The following is a 17,011-nucleotide window of genomic DNA, read 5'->3' as shown; positions in this document are numbered from 1 at the left end:
AACAACTACCGACCGGGCGGCGCCTGCATGGCCCCGCCACGGCCTCGGCCATCCGAAATCTGCCGATTTCACGGAGCAAACACACATGAGTTCCTCACCCGATCTCGCCGCAGCCGTTGCCGACAGCGATGCCGAACAACTGCGCAAACTGGGCTACACCTCGAACTTCAACCGCAGCATGAGCCTGTGGGAAAACTTCGCTTTGGGATTCACCTATCTGTCACCGGTCGTAGGGGTTTATACCCTCTTCGGCCTGTGCCTCGCCGCTGGCGGCCCACCGATGTTCTGGGCCTACTTGCTGGTCGGTTGCGGCCAGTTGCTGGTGTGCCTGATCTTCGGCGAAGTGGTTTCGCAGTTCCCGATTTCCGGCGGCGTCTACCCCTGGGCACGCCGCTTGGTCGGTAAAAAATGGGCATGGATGGTCGGCTGGATCTACTCCATCGCCCTCTGCGTGACCATCGCTGCCGTTGCTGTCGGCGCTGGCCCGTACCTGGCCGCCATGCTCGGTTTCGAGCCAAGCAACAACACCAACATCGTCATCGCCCTGGTGCTGACCCTGTTCGCCACACTGGTCAACCTCAGCGGCACCAAAGTGCTGGCGCGCATCGCCATGTTCGGCTTCCTCTGCGAACTGGTTGGCGCGGTGATCGTCGGCGTCTACCTGCTGGTGTTCGAACGCCATCAGCCGCTGAGCGTGCTGTTCAACACCTTCGACATCAGCGTCGACGGCTCGTACCTGCCGGCGTTCCTCACCGCGTCGTTGGCGGGGATGTTCCTCTACTACGGCTTCGAGGCCTGCGGCGACGTCGCCGAAGAAACCCCGAACCCGAGCGCAAAAATCCCGGTGGCCATGCGCATGACCATCTACATCGGCGGCATCGCGGCGATGTTCGCCTGCCTGGCGCTGATCCTCGCCGTGCCGGACATGCAAGCGGTGATCAACGGCACCGACAAAGACCCGGTCACCACCATCCTCAACAACGCCTTCGGCCCGGTCGGTTCGAAAGTGGTGATGGGCGTGGTGATGATTTCCTTCATCTCCTGCGTCATCAGCCTGCAAGCAGCGGCGAGCCGTCTGCTGTACTCCTACGCTCGCGACGAAATGGTCATCGGCAGCCGACTGCTGAAAAAGATTTCTCCTACAACCCAAGTACCGGTTGCCGCACTGTTCGTGTCCGGCGTCCTGCCGGCGCTGATCATCGCCCTCGGTTTCTTCCTGCAAGACGCCGTGGCCACCATCGTCAGCTTCGCCGCCATCGGCATCTATCTCGCCTTCCAGATGATCGTGCTGGCCGCGCTGTACGCCCGCAGCAAAGGCTGGAAACCGAGCGGCAAATTCACCCTCGGCGCATGGGGCTGGCCGGTGAACATCGGCGCGCTGGTGTACGGCGTTGGCGCAATCATCAACATGGCCTGGCCACGTACGCCGGATGCGGCTTGGTATGTGAACTATGCGATGGTGTTGAGTACTGCGATCGTGATTGGCTTGGGGCTGGTTTATATGTGGATTGGCAAGCCGTATGACCACGGCAAGGCGCCGGCTGGGGATGCTTGGAAAGTGAGTCGCTAAGAGCTTTTGATCCCGGCACCGACAAGGTGCCGGGGTTCAGGAAAACCGAGAAAAACCATCAAAAAGAAAGCTCTGCCTGATCGTGCTTCAACAGGGAAATACGGTCGAACAATTTGATTTTTTCATTGGCTTTTTGCTTGGCGTGATCGGACATGAAAGTAATCAACTCTTCGAGCTGACTCACGTCTCCGACCACTTTGAATTCCTTTTCCTTGTTGACGAAAACAAGCGACTTCTTCTTTCTCGACAACAATTCAATGACGTTGCTGAGCGTGCCGGTGCTCTTCGCGTCCCAGATCATCAAGCCGTAGTCGGCTGCTTCGGCCATGACGACGTCTTTCTCGGTGAAGAAAGCTCTCGACCCTTTCGAATGTTTGGAGTCGACTGTTCTGGCGGGCCATTTCCCAAGGTTATTCCTCGGTGCCGAACCGCTGCAGAACACCGTGGTTCTGGATCGTTCGAGACTCAGCAGGTACTGCTGAATGGAGGTATCGGCGCCACCTGCATCCCCAACCACCACTTCAAACTCAGACGCCACAATATTATTGATACGCTCTTTTACCTTCGGATCAAGGTTCTTGATGTTGATAGAGCCAGCAATAAATACAGTCGTCATTGAGTTCACTTCCAAGTTAGCGCTGCGACGTAAATTTTCCCTACCTTCGGGTATTTACGCAGAACAGCGCAGGCCGCGTCCATCGACGCCCCGCTATCAAACAAATCATCTACAACCAAAACATTCCAGCTTCCATCGGTGGTGATTTCATCATTGACGCTGAAACTGTCTCCAATCGCGGCAACCTTATCGGCTTTGGAATGTAAATCCTTGAGCGACTTTCCCGTGGTCGCTTTTCGAAGCAAATCCGTGAAAACCGGCCGACCGATAATTCGTCCTAACGCCAGAGCAACTTCAGTTACCGGTTGTCGCTGACGAATATTTGAAGCGGGCATAGGCACTACAAACCCTACCTGATTCAGTTTTGGGAACACATTTGTCGCTACCGCCTGGGCAAGTGGACTAACCTGAGTCCAATCCTTCTGGTATTTGAGCTGGTAGGTCGCCTCACCAATCTCAGTACGCTGATTATCGAAGCAGGGATGTCCGCGATCATCGTTGCCAAGAAAGGTACTACTTACCATGTGTTTGTCCAGCACCCAGCCCTGATCCCATGGGCCGTTGATCTGCTTGAGAGACACCTTCATTGAATTCTCCTTTATTCGTAACAATCCTTTGAACCCTGAAACCAAGGGCCGAGCATCGGCAGCGATGCGCAAGATTCAAACAAATAACGGAAAACACACTGGTTAGGGGCGGTCTCGCTGACGCCAATGCAAAAACAGGCATTTCCTACAGACGCAGCCTTCCTGAAAAAGCCCCATTTCCTACGCTGTGCGGCGAAAGGGTAGACTTGTCGCCGCAAGCGTCTGACCGATAGGCTTTATCCCGTCGCTGTTAATTCAGCGATCCGGGGTCGAAGCCGGGACATCATCAACATGACGCTCTGCGCCCACCATAGAAACCCAGGCATTTCTGTCTGTCAGTTTCGCTTTATGGCGGGCCGTGTGGCGCGGGCCTCTCGGCTTACATGTTGATCGAGAATGTTCCGACTTCGAACGCCGCACGGTTCGCCACCCAAATCTTTCGAAGGATTCGTGGCGACTCTCATTTCAACATGGAGTCAGAAATGCACACGTCAAATTCAGCTGAAACACACTCGCACTTCACCCCCACAGTCTTCACCCGCCATAACCGCTTCCTCCACGCCTTCATGCAAGACCACGAAGCCTGGTTCTGCGTTCAGGATCTCGGTCGCTTGATGGGCTATCCGCTGAACGAACGCCTCACCCTGAAACTCGATCCCGACCAGCGTCGCAATGTCTTCCTGCGCAAGGACGGCGAAATCATCGATTGCGCGATGGTCAGCGAGTCTGGCCTGTTCGCCCTGCTCGTCCATCACGTCGTCCCGGAAAACCGCTACCTGCGCCAGTGGCTGAGCCATGAAGTCATCCCGATGATGCGCGAAAACCATTCAAGTCCAGAGGAAAACCACCCGAGCCTGAGTTCGATGCATTGGGCAGGTGTCACCGTGCCCCTGCTGCACTGGCAACAGCAGGCGTGGGTCAAATGGCGGGATGTTCCAGAGTTGATAAACGGACAGCGGCCATTCCCAGTTCAGGGGACTTGTAACTAATTCCTCGTCAAAACTGGTCTATCTCTGGCGTCGATTCTGACGTCAGAGTGTTGCGCCAAGCATTTCGCAACACATCTCGACGCTTCGTTCCGCTCTGGCCCGCTACAGTTTTCTTGGACTGTCGCACGCTCACTGGTTGACGAAGCTCTGGCAGCAGCCTAGGGTGTTTACGTCGTTTACAACGTATACATAGGAATTCTGACATGGCCTCGCCAGTTCTATCTTTCCGCGTCGAAGAATTGTTGGCACAGCAGCTGGATGAACTGGCTGCGGCAACGGACAGAGACCGTCAATACCATCTCAAGCGTGCACTGGTTCGATACGTAGAAGCCGAGTCATGGCATCTACAAGCTATCAGCGAAGGTATTGCAGATGCCGATGCTGGAAATCTCACCGATCTGGATGCCGTGAAGGCTAAGTGGGCAAAACGTGCCGAACGTAGTACTGACAAAAAGGGCTGAAAATGATCTCGATGTTATCCATGAGTACTACCAAGGCCTTTTAGGTTCAGAGGGCTCCTTAGAAATCATCAATTCGATTCTTAAAACGTTTCGTCAACTTGAACAATTTCCTGGATCAGGGAGGCCGTCGGTCGCCCCCGATATTCGAGAGTTGGTGATGACTCGCTATCCATTCATTGCCCCCTACCGGTTGATGCACGGTCGCATTCAAATACTTCGTGTTCTGCACCAGCGGGCAGAACGATCGCGGGATTGGTGAACCAGCCGTAAAGGACGGCTGGTTACTTCACACCTCACTCAAAACCGCGAAACACTCCGCATCGCATCCACCAGATACCGCATCGCAATCCGGTCACTCTCCGAAAGCTCTCGATAACGCTCCACCAGTTTCAGTTCGTCAGAGCTGAGTCGACGTCTTTTGCGGCCGCTGCCCAGGCAGGGAAAGATGCCCAGCATGTCGGTGATGCCTTGTATTTTTGCCATGGACGATGTCCTTCTCGAATACGTCAAAGAACTGCTTAACCATCACATCGCCCTGCCCCTTACAGCAGCGCCGTGTGCCCTGCCGGCCAAATGGATCGCGCCGGTCATGCCCATAGAATAGAAATTAATTCGGCGCTGAAAAGCGGTTTTTAGAGTAATTAGTCGAGAAAAGCAGATATGCCGTGTAAATCAGAAGTTCCTGTCAGATTTTTAACCGACATGTCTTGTTTCATTGACACCCTCGGGCAGTGAATCAACGAATTTTGCAATTCGAGCGAACCGTTTAAGCTAGCGGGCATCTGTTTATAGTCCGTTGCGTTTGGCCGAAGGCTTGTCCGAACCGTTATTTCTGATCCAGCACGTGCCAGGAAAGGCGCGGGATTGCACACGACAGGTTGTATTTATGCACCGCAGGAATTTGCTCAAAGCGTCCATGGCCATTGCGGCTTACACCGGTCTTTCGGCTACCGGCCTGTTGGCCACGCGTGCTTGGGCTGCCAATGGTGGCGCCGCCGATGGCGAGGCGCAGGCCTTCGATTTCGAGGCCCTGAAGCGCCAGGCCAAGCAGCTCGCTGGCAGTGCCTATCAGGACACAAAACAGGTGCTGCCGCCGACGCTGGCGACCATGACCCCGCAAAACTTCAACGCGATCCGCTATGACGGCGAGCATTCGTTATGGAAGGAAAACAAGGGCCAACTGGACGTGCAGTTCTTTCACGTCGGCATGGGTTTCCGCCAGCCGGTGCGCATGTACAGCGTCGACCCGAAGACTCGTACCGCGCGAGAGGTGCATTTCCGTCCGGCGCTGTTCAACTATGAAAACACTTCGGTCGACACTCAACAGTTGAAAGGCGATCTGGGTTTTGCCGGCTTCAAGCTGTTCAAGGCGCCGGAACTCGATCGCCACGACGTGGTGTCGTTCCTCGGCGCCAGTTATTTCCGTGCAGTGGATGCGACTGGCCAATATGGCCTCTCCGCGCGTGGCCTGGCGATCGACACTTACGCCAAGAAACGCGAAGAATTCCCTGACTTCACCAAATTCTGGTTCGAGACCCCGGACAAGAACGCTACACGCTTTGTGGTCTACGCCCTGCTCGATTCGCCGAGTGCGACCGGCGCTTACCGCTTCGACATCGATTGCCAGGCCGAGCGCGTGGTGATGGAGATCGACGCGCACATCAATGCACGCACCGCCATCGAGCAACTGGGCATCTCGCCGATGACCAGCATGTTCAGCTGCGGCAATCACGAACGCCGCATGTGCGACACCATTCACCCGCAAATCCACGACTCGGATCGCCTGGCCATGTGGCGCGGCAACGGCGAGTGGATCTGCCGACCGTTGAACAACCCGGCGACCCTGCAATTCAACGCGTTTGCCGATACCGATCCGAAAGGTTTCGGTCTGGTGCAGACCGACCATGAGTTCGCCAACTATCAGGACACCGTCGATTGGTACAGCAAGCGTCCGAGCCTGTGGGTAGAACCGACCACCGCGTGGGGCGAGGGCTCTATCGATCTGCTGGAAATTCCTACGACCGGCGAGACGCTCGACAACATCGTTGCGTTCTGGACACCGAAAAAACCGGTGGCTGCCGGGGATTCGCTGAACTATGGCTACAAACTCTACTGGAGCGCACTGCCGCCAGTGAGCACGCCGTTGGCACGAGTGCAGGCGACTCGTTCCGGCATGGGCGGTTTCGTCGAAGGCTGGGCACCGGGCGAGCATTACCCGCCGGTATGGGCGCGTCGTTTTGCTGTGGACTTTACCGGTGGTGGTCTGGATCGACTGCCGCAGGGCACCGGCATCGAGCCGGTGGTGACGTGCTCGAACGGCAAGGTGCAGGATTTCAGCGTACTGGTGCTGGATGACATCAAGGGTTACCGGATTCTGTTCGACTGGTACCCGACCAGTGACAGTGTTGAGCCGGTGGAGCTGCGGTTGTTTATTCGCACCAATGACCGCACGTTGAGCGAGACCTGGTTGTACCAGTACTTCCCGCCGGCGCCGGATAAGCGTAAATATCCTTGATGATGTAGCGCCTACACGGGGTCTCATCCCCTGTAGGAGCTGCCGAAGGCTGCGATCTTTTGATCTTGTTTTTAACAAGCAAAATCAAAAGATCGCAGCCTTCGGCAGCTCCTACAGGGGGCATGTCAGCGGATTAGCGCAAGGAAATCAGAAAAAAAACCCGCCGGTTCAATGGCGGGTTTTTTATTGGCTGGTGACGGAGCGTCAATCAATCGCGCAAATCAGACTCATGAATCGGCTGATCCCGATGCGTCGCACGCTGATACTGCGCCGGCCACACCGCTTTGCGTCCACCGAGATCATCATCCGCATGCAGCGGCCAATACGGATCACGCAGCAGCTCGCGGGCGAGGAAGATGATGTCGGCCTGACAGGTGCGCAGAATGTGCTCGGCCTGCGCCGGCTCGGTAATCATTCCCACGGTGCCGGTGGCGATGCCTGACTCTTTGCGTACGCGTTCGGCGAAGCGCGTCTGATAACCCGGCCCCACCGGAATCTCGGCGTTGGCCGCCGTCCCGCCAGACGACACGTCGATAAGATCCGCGCCAAGGGTGTGCAGGCGTCGCGCCAGCTCCACGGTTTCATCAGGGTTCCAGCCGTCCTCCACCCAGTCGGTGGCAGACACGCGAACAAATAACGGCAACTCCTCCGGCCAAACCGCCCGCACCGCTTCCGTCACTTGCAGCACCAGACGAATACGATTTTCAAACGAACCACCGTACTGATCCCGCCGTTGATTGCTCAGCGGAGAAAGAAACTGATGCAGCAGATAACCATGCGCCGCGTGCACCTCAGCCACACTGAAACCGGCCTTGAGCGCGCGTTTCGCGGCATCGACAAAGGCCTGGATGACGTCGGCTATCTGCCCTTCATCGAGCTGTTTCGGTTGCGTGTGTTGCGGGTCAAAAGCAATCGGCGAAGGCCCGACCGGGGTCCAGCCGCCATCATCGGGTTTGACGCTGCCATGCTTGCCGAGCCAAGGCCGATGGGTGCTGGCCTTGCGCCCGGCGTGGGCCAGTTGAATGCCGGCGACCGCGCCTTGGGAGGTAATGAAACGGGTGATGCGTTGCAGCGGCTCAATCTGTTCGTCGTTCCACAGGCCAAGGTCTTCGGCGGTGATCCGCCCGTCGGCAGTGACCGCCGTGGCTTCGGTAAATACCAGACCGGCGCCGCCCACCGCGCGGCTGCCGAGGTGCACCAGGTGCCAGTCGTTGGCCAGGCCGTCGACGCTGGAGTACTGGCACATCGGCGAGACGGCGATGCGGTTCGGGAGGGTCAGTTGGCGTAGGGTGAAGGGTTCAAGCAGCAGACTCATGGGGCACCTCTCAAATCAGTGGGCAGGCTCCAGGGTTCTGTTTGAATAGTCGACGAGTGACAGGAAAAAGGTGCAGCACCCGCCCCCGCGGGCAAAAAATTCGACAAGACGTCACAAGGCCAATCAAGCAGTGCTTAGAGCCTAGTCGACAACGGGAGGGAAAGGAGGGTTCAGAGTGATTCAGCGTGTGAAAGGACGCTTTCGCGAGCAAGCCCGCTCCCACAGGTGCATGCATTCCATAGTGGGAGCGAGCCTGCTCGCGAAGGGCTTAGCGCGGTTCGATGTGGGCAATCATCAGTTGCACGGTCTCATTCCCCCGAAACTCGTTAACGTCGAGCTTATAGGCCAGTTCAACCCACTTGATCGTCGGATTCGGCCAGATATCCCGGTCAATACCAAACGCGATGCCATCCAGCTTCACCGAGCCACACTCGCTCTTCAGCACCACTTTCAGATGCCGCTCGCCAACAACCCGCTGCTCAACCAACTGAAACACACCGTGAAACAGCGGCTCAGGAAAGTGCTGCCCCCAAGGCCCGGCATGGCGCAGGGCGCGGGCCAGTTCGAGGTGGAATTCTTCCACCGCCAGCGTGCCGTCCGACAGCATGCGCCCGGTCAGGTCTTCCTCGCGAAGTTGCCTACGCACTTCCGCGTCGAATGCCTCGGCGAACAGCGGAAAATTCTCCTGCGGCAAAGTCAGACCGGCGGCCATCGCGTGGCCACCGTACTTGGCGATCAGGGTCGGATGCTGCGCCGCCACGACGCTCAGCGCGTCACGAATATGGAAGCCCTGCACCGAACGCCCCGAGCCTTTGAGCAGGCCATCACCGGCATCGGCGAAGGCGATGGTCGGGCGGAAATAACGCTCTTTCATGCGTGAAGCGAGAATACCGATCACACCTTGGTGCCATTCCGGATCGAACAGGCACAGGCCAAACGGCATTGACTCCACCGGCAAGTCCTTGAGCTGCGCCAGCGCTTCACGCTGCATGCCCTGCTCGATGGATTTGCGATCCTGGTTCATGCCGTCCAGTTGCGCGGCCATTTCCCGGGCCTTGTTGGCGTCGGCGGTGAGCAGGCATTCGATGCCCAGGCTCATGTCATCCAGACGCCCGGCAGCGTTCAGGCGCGGGCCGACGATAAAGCCAAGATCGGTGGACGTAATGCGAGTGGCGTCACGCTTGGCCACTTCAAGAATCGCTTTGATCCCCGGCCGTGCGCGACCGGCGCGAATTCGTTCGAGACCTTGATGCACCAGAATCCGGTTGTTGGCGTCCAGCGGCACCACGTCGGCGACGCTGCCCAGCGCGACCAGATCAAGCAGTTCGCCGATGTTCGGCTGCGGCTTGTTTTCGTACCAGCCGAGGCTGCGCAAACGCGCACGCAACGCCATCAATACGTAGAAAATCACCCCGACGCCGGCCAGCGCCTTGCTCGGGAATTCGCAACCGGGCTGGTTCGGGTTGACCAGCGCATCGGCCTGCGGCAGTTCATCGCCGGGCAAGTGGTGGTCGGTGATCAGAACCTTGAGCCCGGCCTTCTTCGCCGCCGCCACGCCTTCGACACTGGAGATGCCGTTGTCGACGGTTACCAGCAAATGCGGTTCACGGGTGAGAGCGACTTCGACGATTTCCGGGGTCAGGCCGTAGCCGAATTCAAAGCGGTTCGGCACCAGGTAATCGACATGCGCCGCACCGAGCAAACGCAAACCGAGCATGCCAACCGTACTGGCCGTCGCACCGTCCGCATCGAAGTCGCCGACGATGAGGATGCGCTGGCGTTGCTCCAGCGCCGTCACCAGCAAGTCCACCGCCGCGTCGATGCCCTTGAGCTGCTGAAACGGAATCAACCGCGCCAGGCTCTTGTCCAGTTCTGCCTCGGACTGCACGCCCCGCGCCGCATACAGGCGGGTCAGCAGCGGCGGAATATCACCCAGAAAGGGCAGCGTGGCAGGCAGTTGACGAGGTTCGATGCGCATGGGGTGACGGAGACTTCTCTTTAATACGTGGGATTAATCAGTTGAAGACGCGGGATCAGCCGCGTTCACCTTGCAGCCATTGCAACTGGACTTCGTGCTGACCACGGTCGTCGGTGACGAAGATCGTCCCTTCGCTGATCATCACGTCCCACTTGATAACGCGAGGCATGTCCTTGGCCAGCGTCTCCAGCACTTCCTGCGGGACCGCGGCGATGTTGACGTTTTTCAGGTTCTTGATCGCCGGGATCACTTTGGTTTCCCAGACGCGCAGGCTGCCGTAGGCCAGCAGGCTGGTGCGCTCGGTGCGACGCGAGCACCAGGTCAGGCGATCGGCGTCTGGCTGGCCGACTTCAATCCAGTGCAGAACACGGTCATCCAGGCTCTTTTCCCACAGCGCAGGTTCATCCACGTCTGACAGACCGCGACCGAACGACAATTGCTCGTTGTACCAGAGGGCGTAGGCCAGCAGCCGCACGGTCATGCGTTCTTCGGTTTCCGAAGGGTGACGGGCGATGGTCTGCTTGACGCTCTCGTAGACACTGCGGTCGAGGTCGGTGAGGTTCAGTTCAAATTTGTAGGTAGTGGACGGCTGGGCCATGAAGGGGCTTCTTGATACGAGGAAAGTCGGCAAGTCTAACCGATGCGGTAGGCAATCATCGAATTGATGGCGATCAACCTGCGGCGTCTGACAGCCGGCTATGTTAAAACGCTGTATCCGCACAGCCTTGTCCTACAGGATTCAGTATGCCGTTCGCCAACAAGCCGCTCAGCGGCGTGAAAGTCATTGAATTGGGTACGTTGATCGCCGGGCCGTTTGCCTCGCGCATTTGCGGCGAGTTTGGCGCCGAAGTCATCAAGATCGAATCGCCGGACGGCGGTGATCCATTGCGCAAGTGGCGCAAAATGTACGAAGGCACATCCCTGTGGTGGTTCGTCCAGGCGCGCAACAAGAAGTCGCTGACGCTGAATCTCAAGCATCCTGATGGCTTGGCGATCCTGAAAAAACTGCTCAGTGACGCCGACATCCTCATCGAGAATTTCCGCCCCGGCGTGCTGGAAAAGCTCGGCCTCGGTTGGGAAACCCTGTACGCGCTGAACCCGAAACTGGTGATGGTGCGTCTGTCCGGCTTCGGCCAGACCGGACCGATGAAAGATCAACCGGGCTTCGGCGCGGTGGGCGAGTCCATGGGCGGTTTACGCTACATCACCGGTTTCGAAGACCGTCCGCCGGTGCGCACCGGGATTTCCATCGGTGATTCGATTGCCGCGCTGTGGGGCGTGATAGGCGCGTTGATGGCGTTGCGTCATCGCGAGGTCAACGGTGGACTCGGCCAAGTGGTCGATGTTGCCTTGTATGAAGCGATCTTCGCGATGATGGAAAGCATGGTGCCGGAGTTCGATGTGTTCGGTTTCATCCGCGAGCGCACTGGCAATATCATGCCCGGCATCACGCCTTCTTCGATTCACACCAGCGCCGACGGCAAGCACGTGCAGATCGGCGCCAATGGCGATGCGATCTTCAAGCGTTTCATGCTGATCATCGGCCGCGAAGACCTGGCCAGCGATCCGGCGCTGGCCAGCAACGATGGCCGCGACAGTCGCCGCGACGAGTTGTACGGCGTGATCGATCGCTGGGTCAATTCACTACCGCTGCAAACCGTACTCGACCTGCTCAATCAGGCCGAAGTGCCGGCCAGCCGGATTTTCAGTGCCGAGGACATGTTCAACGATCCGCAGTACCTGGCCCGGGAAATGTTCCTGCAGGCCAAGCTGCCGGATGGCAAACCCTTCAAGATGCCCGGTATCGTGCCGAAACTCTCTGAGACACCCGGCTCCTCCGAATGGGTCGGACCGCAGCTGGGTGAACATAATGCGCAGGTACTTCACGATCTTGGCTACGACGAGAAGCAGATCGCACGGCTGCGTGAAGACGGAGCCATTTAAGCTGAAGCGCCGGCAGACATCGCACGCCAACCGCGCCCACCACTGGTGGACGTGGCGGCTGTTCGGCCTGTTATTTCTGCTGGCCTTGTCGACCGGCGCGCAAGCGAAACCGACGTTGATCTGGTTGCTGCGCGACCTGCCGCCGCTGACGATTTTCGAAGGCCCGAAAAAGGGCCAGGGCGTGATCGACCAATTGATGCCGCAGCTGATCGCCGGCATGCCGCAATACGAGCACAAGCTGATGCGGGTCAACCGCGCACGCGGTTTGCAAATGCTTCACGAAAATCCCTTCGCCTGTGACCCCGCACTGCTGTGGAACAAAGAACGTGCGCAATGGGTGGCTTATTCGATTCCGGCGATTCGCGCGGTGAGCAACGGTCTGGTGGTGCGCCAGCAAGATCGCGCGGTACTCGCACCGTATCTGGTCGACGGTGAAGTGGATCTGTCGGCGCTGCTGGGCGCTACCGAACGCAAAATCGGTGTGGTGGCGGAACGCAGCTATGGTGAATTCATCGACACGCTTTTGCATGAGGCGCCGAGCGGTGCGCTGACCGCGCATTACGGCAACGATGCGTTGACCAACCTGTTGTCGATGCAACGACTGGGTCGACTGCAGGTGGTGTTGGGCTATTGGCCTGAGATTCGCTATCAGGCGAAACAGGCGCAGATCAATGAAGATGAACTGGAGTTCTATCCGATTCAGGGCAACGGCAGATATTTGTCAGGCTACGTGGGATGTTCCGACACCACACAGGGACGTCAGGCCATCAGCGAGATCAACCAGTTGCTGCGCACCCTGCCCCATGAACACTTGAATCAGCTCTACGCCGCATGGCTGGATCCCGACAGACGTGAGGATTATCTGCAGGAGGCGCGCGCCTTTTTCGAACACCAGGCTGCGCACTAGGCAAATTCCAGGCAAAAGAAACCCCGAGAAGTGGGGAGACGACTCGGGGTTAAACGTGGCCTATATCAAGACCCGTAGCAGCAAGCGACAAGCACCGGAGCACAATGCTTGATCCTGCTGTTATGGGGTCTGACTGACAGGGATGCCGGAAGGTTCCCACAAAAAATATTTCATCTTCACAGCGCCGGACGTTTATCCAGGGCCGCATTGCGCAAGGCCGCGATGACACAGGGTTCCAGCCGCCCTTCGGCGATCAGGATGTCACGGTGCAAACCATCGACCACGTCGGTCAGCTGACGTTTGTCGGTCAACTGTGCCTGATTGAATTGGCGCTCCACGACGATGGCGCCGCTGCTGTTCTTCAAGCTCACCAGGCATTCGCCGTGGGCACCGCTTGGAGACAGGGAAACCTGATACGGGCTCAGAGCCTCACCGAGCAATAGACTGATACTTTCCATCTCGATCTCCACTCAATAGTCCGAAAACATTGTGTCTGGGGCATGTCCACAGTAAATGACCACCGGCCCGAGAAGAAAGTTCTGAATACTGGACTCATCCCTGAGTTGTCACCGGTCTGTTGAAGCATGCATGGCGAAGATGACAGAAACATAACCGCCCGCTTCACACGCGCGACGCAAGCCTGGCCGTATTGAGGTAACCGTCGAGCATTGCTCTCATCAGCACCGCTGAAACCGGTGTGTGCAGTCGCCCCAGCAGTTGCAGGTCATGCGCTTGCAGCATGGCCTCGAGATCGCTGAGCAACCCCGGCGGTGCCCGGCCCAGCAGAATGACAGCGTGAGCCTCCTGCCGCTCTGCCAGTTGACGAATGAGCGCGATCCCTTCACCGCCGCTGAGCTGTGGATCGCAGATGGCGATATCGATCATCGCGCGGCGCGCCAGCGAGCGGCGTGCCGACGCTAGCGACGAAGCGGTCAGGACATCGTAGATACCGACCGCATTGAGCATCTGATGCAGGGCCATCAGTTGATAAGGGTCGGGTTCGAGAATCAGGACTTTGAGCGAGCGCATGGCGACCTCTGTGACGGCAATCGCGGACTCTCCCGCAGTAGTCGTTCACTCTAGGGCAGCCTCTTGCGGCCTCCCATCGGAAAAGGCGGCGCGTGACATAGGAATTTTCCCAATTTCACTCAGGACATCAGCCTCTCGATGCATCGTCGCCGGGCGTGATATCGGTCCAGCCACCCAGTAAACCGCGCAATTGGCCATCGGCACTGTAAAAAGGCACCGTCCATTGATAAATCTCCCGATGACCGCTGCGAAGTTGCAGGTGGCGTTTGCTGAAGCGCGTTCTGCGCGTTCGCAGTTGCTCCATGAATTCTTCATGGAGCACACCGGCAGTGTTTTCCGGCACCGCATCCACATCAATCAAACGTTGCCCCTGAACCTGATCGAAGCGGATCGACAACGCCTCTTCATAGCTTTTGTTGCACAGGGTCAGGCGCCCTTCCAGATCACGGACGAACACCGGATCGGGCATCGCATCGAGCAGTGCCCGCTGGAACACCAATTGATCGCCCAGATGTTTTTCGACGTCGCGGCGCCGCTTGATTTCAGCCGTCAGCCGGCGATTCCAGAGTAGCGATAACACACCGAAAACGCAGCCGGCAAACAATCCCCAGAAAATCAGTTGAGTCCGACTCTGCTGTCGCTTTGACGTCCGCTCCGCGCCAATGCCACCCAGCCATTTCTGGCGAATACTGCGTAACTCGGCGGCCGGAAAAGCTTCCAGTGCCTTGTTGAGGATACCGAGCAATTCGGGCTGGCCTTTGCGCACGGCCAAGTGGTCAGCCTCCCACTTGCCCTCCAGCAACTCACCGACATGCAGCAATCCCGAGGGAAACAGTTGCGCGCCGATTTCGTTTTCGATGGTGACGTAGGCTTCGCCACTTTCAACCAGTGCCCGGGCTTCGGCGTAGGTTTTTACCGAGCGTATTTCGATTGAGGGGTAATCGCGGCGAATAGTGCTTTCCAACGCGTGTCGTGCTGGCAACACCAAGACTCGCTTGGCCAGTTGCTCAAGCGATTGCACCGCCGGCTCGCCCGCGCGCCCGACAAATACCCAACCGGCGCCGCCAAACGCATGGCTGAAATCCAGCGTAAGCCTGCGCTCATCGTTGACGGCCAAGGTTGTGCTCATGTCCGCGCTACCGTTTTCAAGGTGTTCAAGCATCCGGTCGGTGGAAAACGATTCTCGAAAAACAAAGCGCAGACCGGTCATGGCGCTGATGCGCTTGAGCACATCGCTATTCAAGCCGTTCCAGTGGCCGTGCTCATCCTGGAACAGGTACAACGGGTATTGCACCGATGCGACGATGACAGCGGGGTTGTCACGAATCCATTGACGTTCGTGTTCATCAAGCTGCACCGGCCGGACGCTGGGCGCCGGATCTTCGTTCAGCACCAGGTGTGCCGCTACGCCAATGCGCCAGCAACTCAATAGACCTACCAGAAGAACCCCGTTCAGGGTGTGTATCCATCCTCTCTCAAACAGCATTTGCCACTTCCTTCGTGATCGACTCACCCGTCCTTACATGGGCGAAAACCCGAGCAGTGTGGCAGCAGAAACAAAAAAGCCCGTCAGGAGACGGGCTTCAAAATGTGACAGCTTTGGCAGGCTTAAAGCGGCTTGCCGCGGTTGCCATGCTGGCTGACAAAGGCTTGCACGGCCGTCAGCTCGTTTGGCAGAACGGTGCAACGCTCGTTTCGCTCAAACAAATCAGAAAGATGTGCAGGTAGCTCGAGCGCTTTTCCTACACCAGCTTTTTCCACTGCATCGGGGAATTTAACCGGATGAGCAGTGCCGAGGATCACCATCGGGATATCCAGGCTGCGGCGGCACTCGCGCGCAGCCTTGACGCCGATGGCGGTGTGCGGGTCCAGCACCTCGCCAGTCTGCTCGTAGACTTCGGCGATGGTTTCGCAGGTCTGTGCATCATCCACAGCCAGCGAATCGAACAGTTTGCGTGCTTCGGTCCAGCGCTCTTGCTCGACGCTGAAACTGCCACCCTGCTTGAACGAGTCCATCAGCCCGGCGATTGCCGCACCGTTACGACCGTGCAGGTCGAACAGCAAGCGTTCGAAGTTCGACGAGACCATGATGTCCATCGACGGCGACAGTGTTGCGTGCAGGGTGTCCTTGACGTACTGGTTGCCGCTCATGAAGCGGTGCAGGATGTCGTTGCGGTTGGTGGCGACGATCAACTGGTTGATCGGCAGGCCCATGTTGCGTGCCAGGTAACCGGCGAAGATGTCGCCAAAGTTGCCGGTTGGCACCGAGAACGACACCGAACGCGCCGGGCCGCCCAACTGCAGGGCTGCGTGGAAGTAGTAGACGATCTGGGCCATGATCCGCGCCCAGTTGATCGAGTTCACCGCGACCAGACGCGTGCCTTTGAGGAAGCTCTGGTCGGCGAAGCTCGCCTTGACCATTTCCTGGCAGTCATCGAAGTTGCCTTCGATGGCGATGTTGTGAATGTTCTCGCCGAAAATCGTGGTCATCTGGCGACGCTGCACTTCGGACACACGGTTGTGCGGGTGCAGAATGAAGATGTCGACGTTTTCGCAGTGCTTGCAGCCTTCGATGGCGGCCGAACCGGTATCACCGGAAGTGGCACCGACGATCACCACACGCTCGCCGCGTTTTTCCAGCACGTAGTCGAGCAGACGACCGAGCAATTGCAGGGCGAAGTCTTTGAACGCCAAGGTCGGGCCGTGGAACAGCTCCAGCACCCATTCGTTGCCGTTCAACTGACGCAGCGGCGCTACGGCGCTATGCGAGAACACGCCGTAGGTTTCTTCGAGAATCTTTTTGAAATCGGCGTCCGGAATGCTGCCGGTGACGAACGGGCGCATCACGCGGAAGGCCAGCTCGTGATACGGCAGGCCGGCCCAGGAAGCGATTTCTTCCTGGGTGAAACGTGGCAGGTTTTCCGGAACGTACAGACCGCCGTCGGTCGCCAGACCAGCCAGCAGGACGTCTTCGAAATTCAGGGCCGGTGCCTGGCCGCGGGTACTGATATAACGCATAAGGGCAAACCTTCGGTTTGAGCTACAAGCTGTGAGCTGCAAGCTACAAGTGAAAAGCGGCTCTGCTTTTACTTGCAGCTTG

At 58.0% G+C, this 17,011-nt stretch carries 17 protein-coding genes; 7 read left to right on the top strand and 10 right to left on the bottom strand.

Translation table 11 applies throughout. The features are described from left to right. Nucleotides 1-85: 85 nt before the first annotated feature. Nucleotides 86-1,570, top strand: a complete 1,485-nt coding sequence (locus tag C2E19_RS06735) for an APC family permease (RefSeq protein ID WP_077571272.1) — start codon at nucleotides 86-88, stop codon at nucleotides 1,568-1,570. Nucleotides 1,571-1,628: 58 nt separating this feature from the next. Here the strand turns inward: C2E19_RS06735 and C2E19_RS06730 are convergent, their stop codons facing one another. Then, nucleotides 1,629-2,186 (bottom strand): hypothetical protein, encoded by a 558-nt coding sequence (locus C2E19_RS06730; RefSeq protein ID WP_129389649.1) that lies wholly within the window; start codon nucleotides 2,184-2,186, stop codon nucleotides 1,629-1,631. 5 nt (nucleotides 2,187-2,191) lie between these two features. Then, nucleotides 2,192-2,773 carry a ComF family protein gene (locus C2E19_RS06725; protein ID WP_116254591.1) on the bottom strand — a complete coding sequence of 194 codons (582 nt, stop codon included), beginning with the start codon at nucleotides 2,771-2,773 and terminating at the stop codon, nucleotides 2,192-2,194. Nucleotides 2,774-3,255: 482 nt separating this feature from the next. Here C2E19_RS06725 and C2E19_RS06720 point away from each other — a divergent pair, with 482 nt between their 5' ends. The 3 genes from C2E19_RS06720 to C2E19_RS06710 all read left to right on the top strand — a co-directional run bounded on the left by C2E19_RS06720 (nucleotide 3,256) and on the right by C2E19_RS06710 (nucleotide 4,482). Beyond that, complete coding sequence (locus tag C2E19_RS06720; protein WP_129389646.1) at nucleotides 3,256-3,762, top strand: Bro-N domain-containing protein; 507 nt, start codon at nucleotides 3,256-3,258, stop codon at nucleotides 3,760-3,762. A gap of 203 nt (nucleotides 3,763-3,965) precedes the next feature. Further along, entirely contained in the window at nucleotides 3,966-4,223 is a 258-nt protein-coding gene (locus tag C2E19_RS06715) for a CopG family ribbon-helix-helix protein (protein WP_129389643.1), read from the top strand. Next, complete coding sequence (locus C2E19_RS06710; RefSeq protein ID WP_129389640.1) at nucleotides 4,192-4,482, top strand: type II toxin-antitoxin system RelE/ParE family toxin; 291 nt, start codon at nucleotides 4,192-4,194, stop codon at nucleotides 4,480-4,482. The genes C2E19_RS06715 and C2E19_RS06710 overlap by 32 nt, the downstream gene beginning before the upstream one ends. A gap of 38 nt (nucleotides 4,483-4,520) precedes the next feature. On the opposite strand, the gene C2E19_RS06705 is transcribed toward C2E19_RS06710, so the two are convergent. Further along, on the bottom strand, nucleotides 4,521-4,706 hold the full coding sequence (locus C2E19_RS06705) for a hypothetical protein (RefSeq protein ID WP_103306409.1): 186 nt from the start codon (nucleotides 4,704-4,706) through the stop codon (nucleotides 4,521-4,523). 403 nt (nucleotides 4,707-5,109) lie between these two features. On the opposite strand from C2E19_RS06705, the gene C2E19_RS06700 reads away from it, so the two are divergent. Next, nucleotides 5,110-6,738, top strand: a complete 1,629-nt coding sequence (locus C2E19_RS06700; RefSeq protein WP_064120576.1) for a glucan biosynthesis protein D — start codon at nucleotides 5,110-5,112, stop codon at nucleotides 6,736-6,738. Between the two features lie 208 nt (nucleotides 6,739-6,946). Here the strand turns inward: C2E19_RS06700 and C2E19_RS06690 are convergent, their stop codons facing one another. From C2E19_RS06690 to C2E19_RS06680, 3 genes are all read right to left on the bottom strand, one after another. Further along, nucleotides 6,947-8,053: an NADH:flavin oxidoreductase/NADH oxidase gene (locus C2E19_RS06690; RefSeq protein ID WP_129389637.1), complete on the bottom strand. Its 1,107-nt coding sequence runs from the start codon at nucleotides 8,051-8,053 to the stop codon at nucleotides 6,947-6,949. A 268-nt stretch (nucleotides 8,054-8,321) separates the two neighbouring features. Next, entirely contained in the window at nucleotides 8,322-10,031 is a 1,710-nt protein-coding gene (gene recJ / locus C2E19_RS06685) for a single-stranded-DNA-specific exonuclease RecJ (RefSeq protein WP_129389632.1), read from the bottom strand. A gap of 55 nt (nucleotides 10,032-10,086) precedes the next feature. After that, nucleotides 10,087-10,629, bottom strand: coding sequence for a YaeQ family protein (locus tag C2E19_RS06680; protein ID WP_007908961.1), 543 nt, complete (start codon nucleotides 10,627-10,629; stop codon nucleotides 10,087-10,089). 146 nt (nucleotides 10,630-10,775) lie between these two features. On the opposite strand from C2E19_RS06680, the gene C2E19_RS06675 reads away from it, so the two are divergent. Continuing rightward, nucleotides 10,776-11,975: a CaiB/BaiF CoA-transferase family protein gene (locus C2E19_RS06675; protein ID WP_129389629.1), complete on the top strand. Its 1,200-nt coding sequence runs from the start codon at nucleotides 10,776-10,778 to the stop codon at nucleotides 11,973-11,975. Then, nucleotides 11,956-12,882 carry a TIGR02285 family protein gene (locus C2E19_RS06670; protein ID WP_164979409.1) on the top strand — a complete coding sequence of 309 codons (927 nt, stop codon included), beginning with the start codon at nucleotides 11,956-11,958 and terminating at the stop codon, nucleotides 12,880-12,882. The genes C2E19_RS06675 and C2E19_RS06670 overlap by 20 nt, the downstream gene beginning before the upstream one ends. 176 nt (nucleotides 12,883-13,058) lie before the next feature. Here the strand turns inward: C2E19_RS06670 and C2E19_RS06665 are convergent, their stop codons facing one another. The 4 genes from C2E19_RS06665 to thrC form a co-directional block, all read right to left on the bottom strand. Beyond that, on the bottom strand, nucleotides 13,059-13,340 hold the full coding sequence (locus C2E19_RS06665) for a DUF3509 domain-containing protein (RefSeq protein ID WP_129389626.1): 282 nt from the start codon (nucleotides 13,338-13,340) through the stop codon (nucleotides 13,059-13,061). A gap of 163 nt (nucleotides 13,341-13,503) precedes the next feature. Further along, the gene (locus C2E19_RS06660; RefSeq protein ID WP_129389623.1) at nucleotides 13,504-13,911 is read right to left on the bottom strand and encodes a response regulator; all 408 of its coding nucleotides are present in this window, start codon (nucleotides 13,909-13,911) and stop codon (nucleotides 13,504-13,506) included. A 127-nt stretch (nucleotides 13,912-14,038) separates the two neighbouring features. Then, complete coding sequence (locus C2E19_RS06655) at nucleotides 14,039-15,397, bottom strand: transporter substrate-binding domain-containing protein (protein ID WP_129389620.1); 1,359 nt, start codon at nucleotides 15,395-15,397, stop codon at nucleotides 14,039-14,041. Nucleotides 15,398-15,519: 122 nt separating this feature from the next. After that, complete coding sequence (thrC, locus tag C2E19_RS06650; protein ID WP_129389617.1) at nucleotides 15,520-16,929, bottom strand: threonine synthase; 1,410 nt, start codon at nucleotides 16,927-16,929, stop codon at nucleotides 15,520-15,522. Between the last annotated feature and the right edge of the window lie 82 nt (nucleotides 16,930-17,011).

Source organism: Pseudomonas sp. DTU12.3 (assembly GCF_004124275.1).
In the GTDB taxonomy this organism is placed as follows: Bacteria; Pseudomonadota; Gammaproteobacteria; order Pseudomonadales; family Pseudomonadaceae; genus Aquipseudomonas; species Aquipseudomonas helmanticensis.
This window is presented reverse-complemented; position numbering and strand designations above follow the sequence as displayed.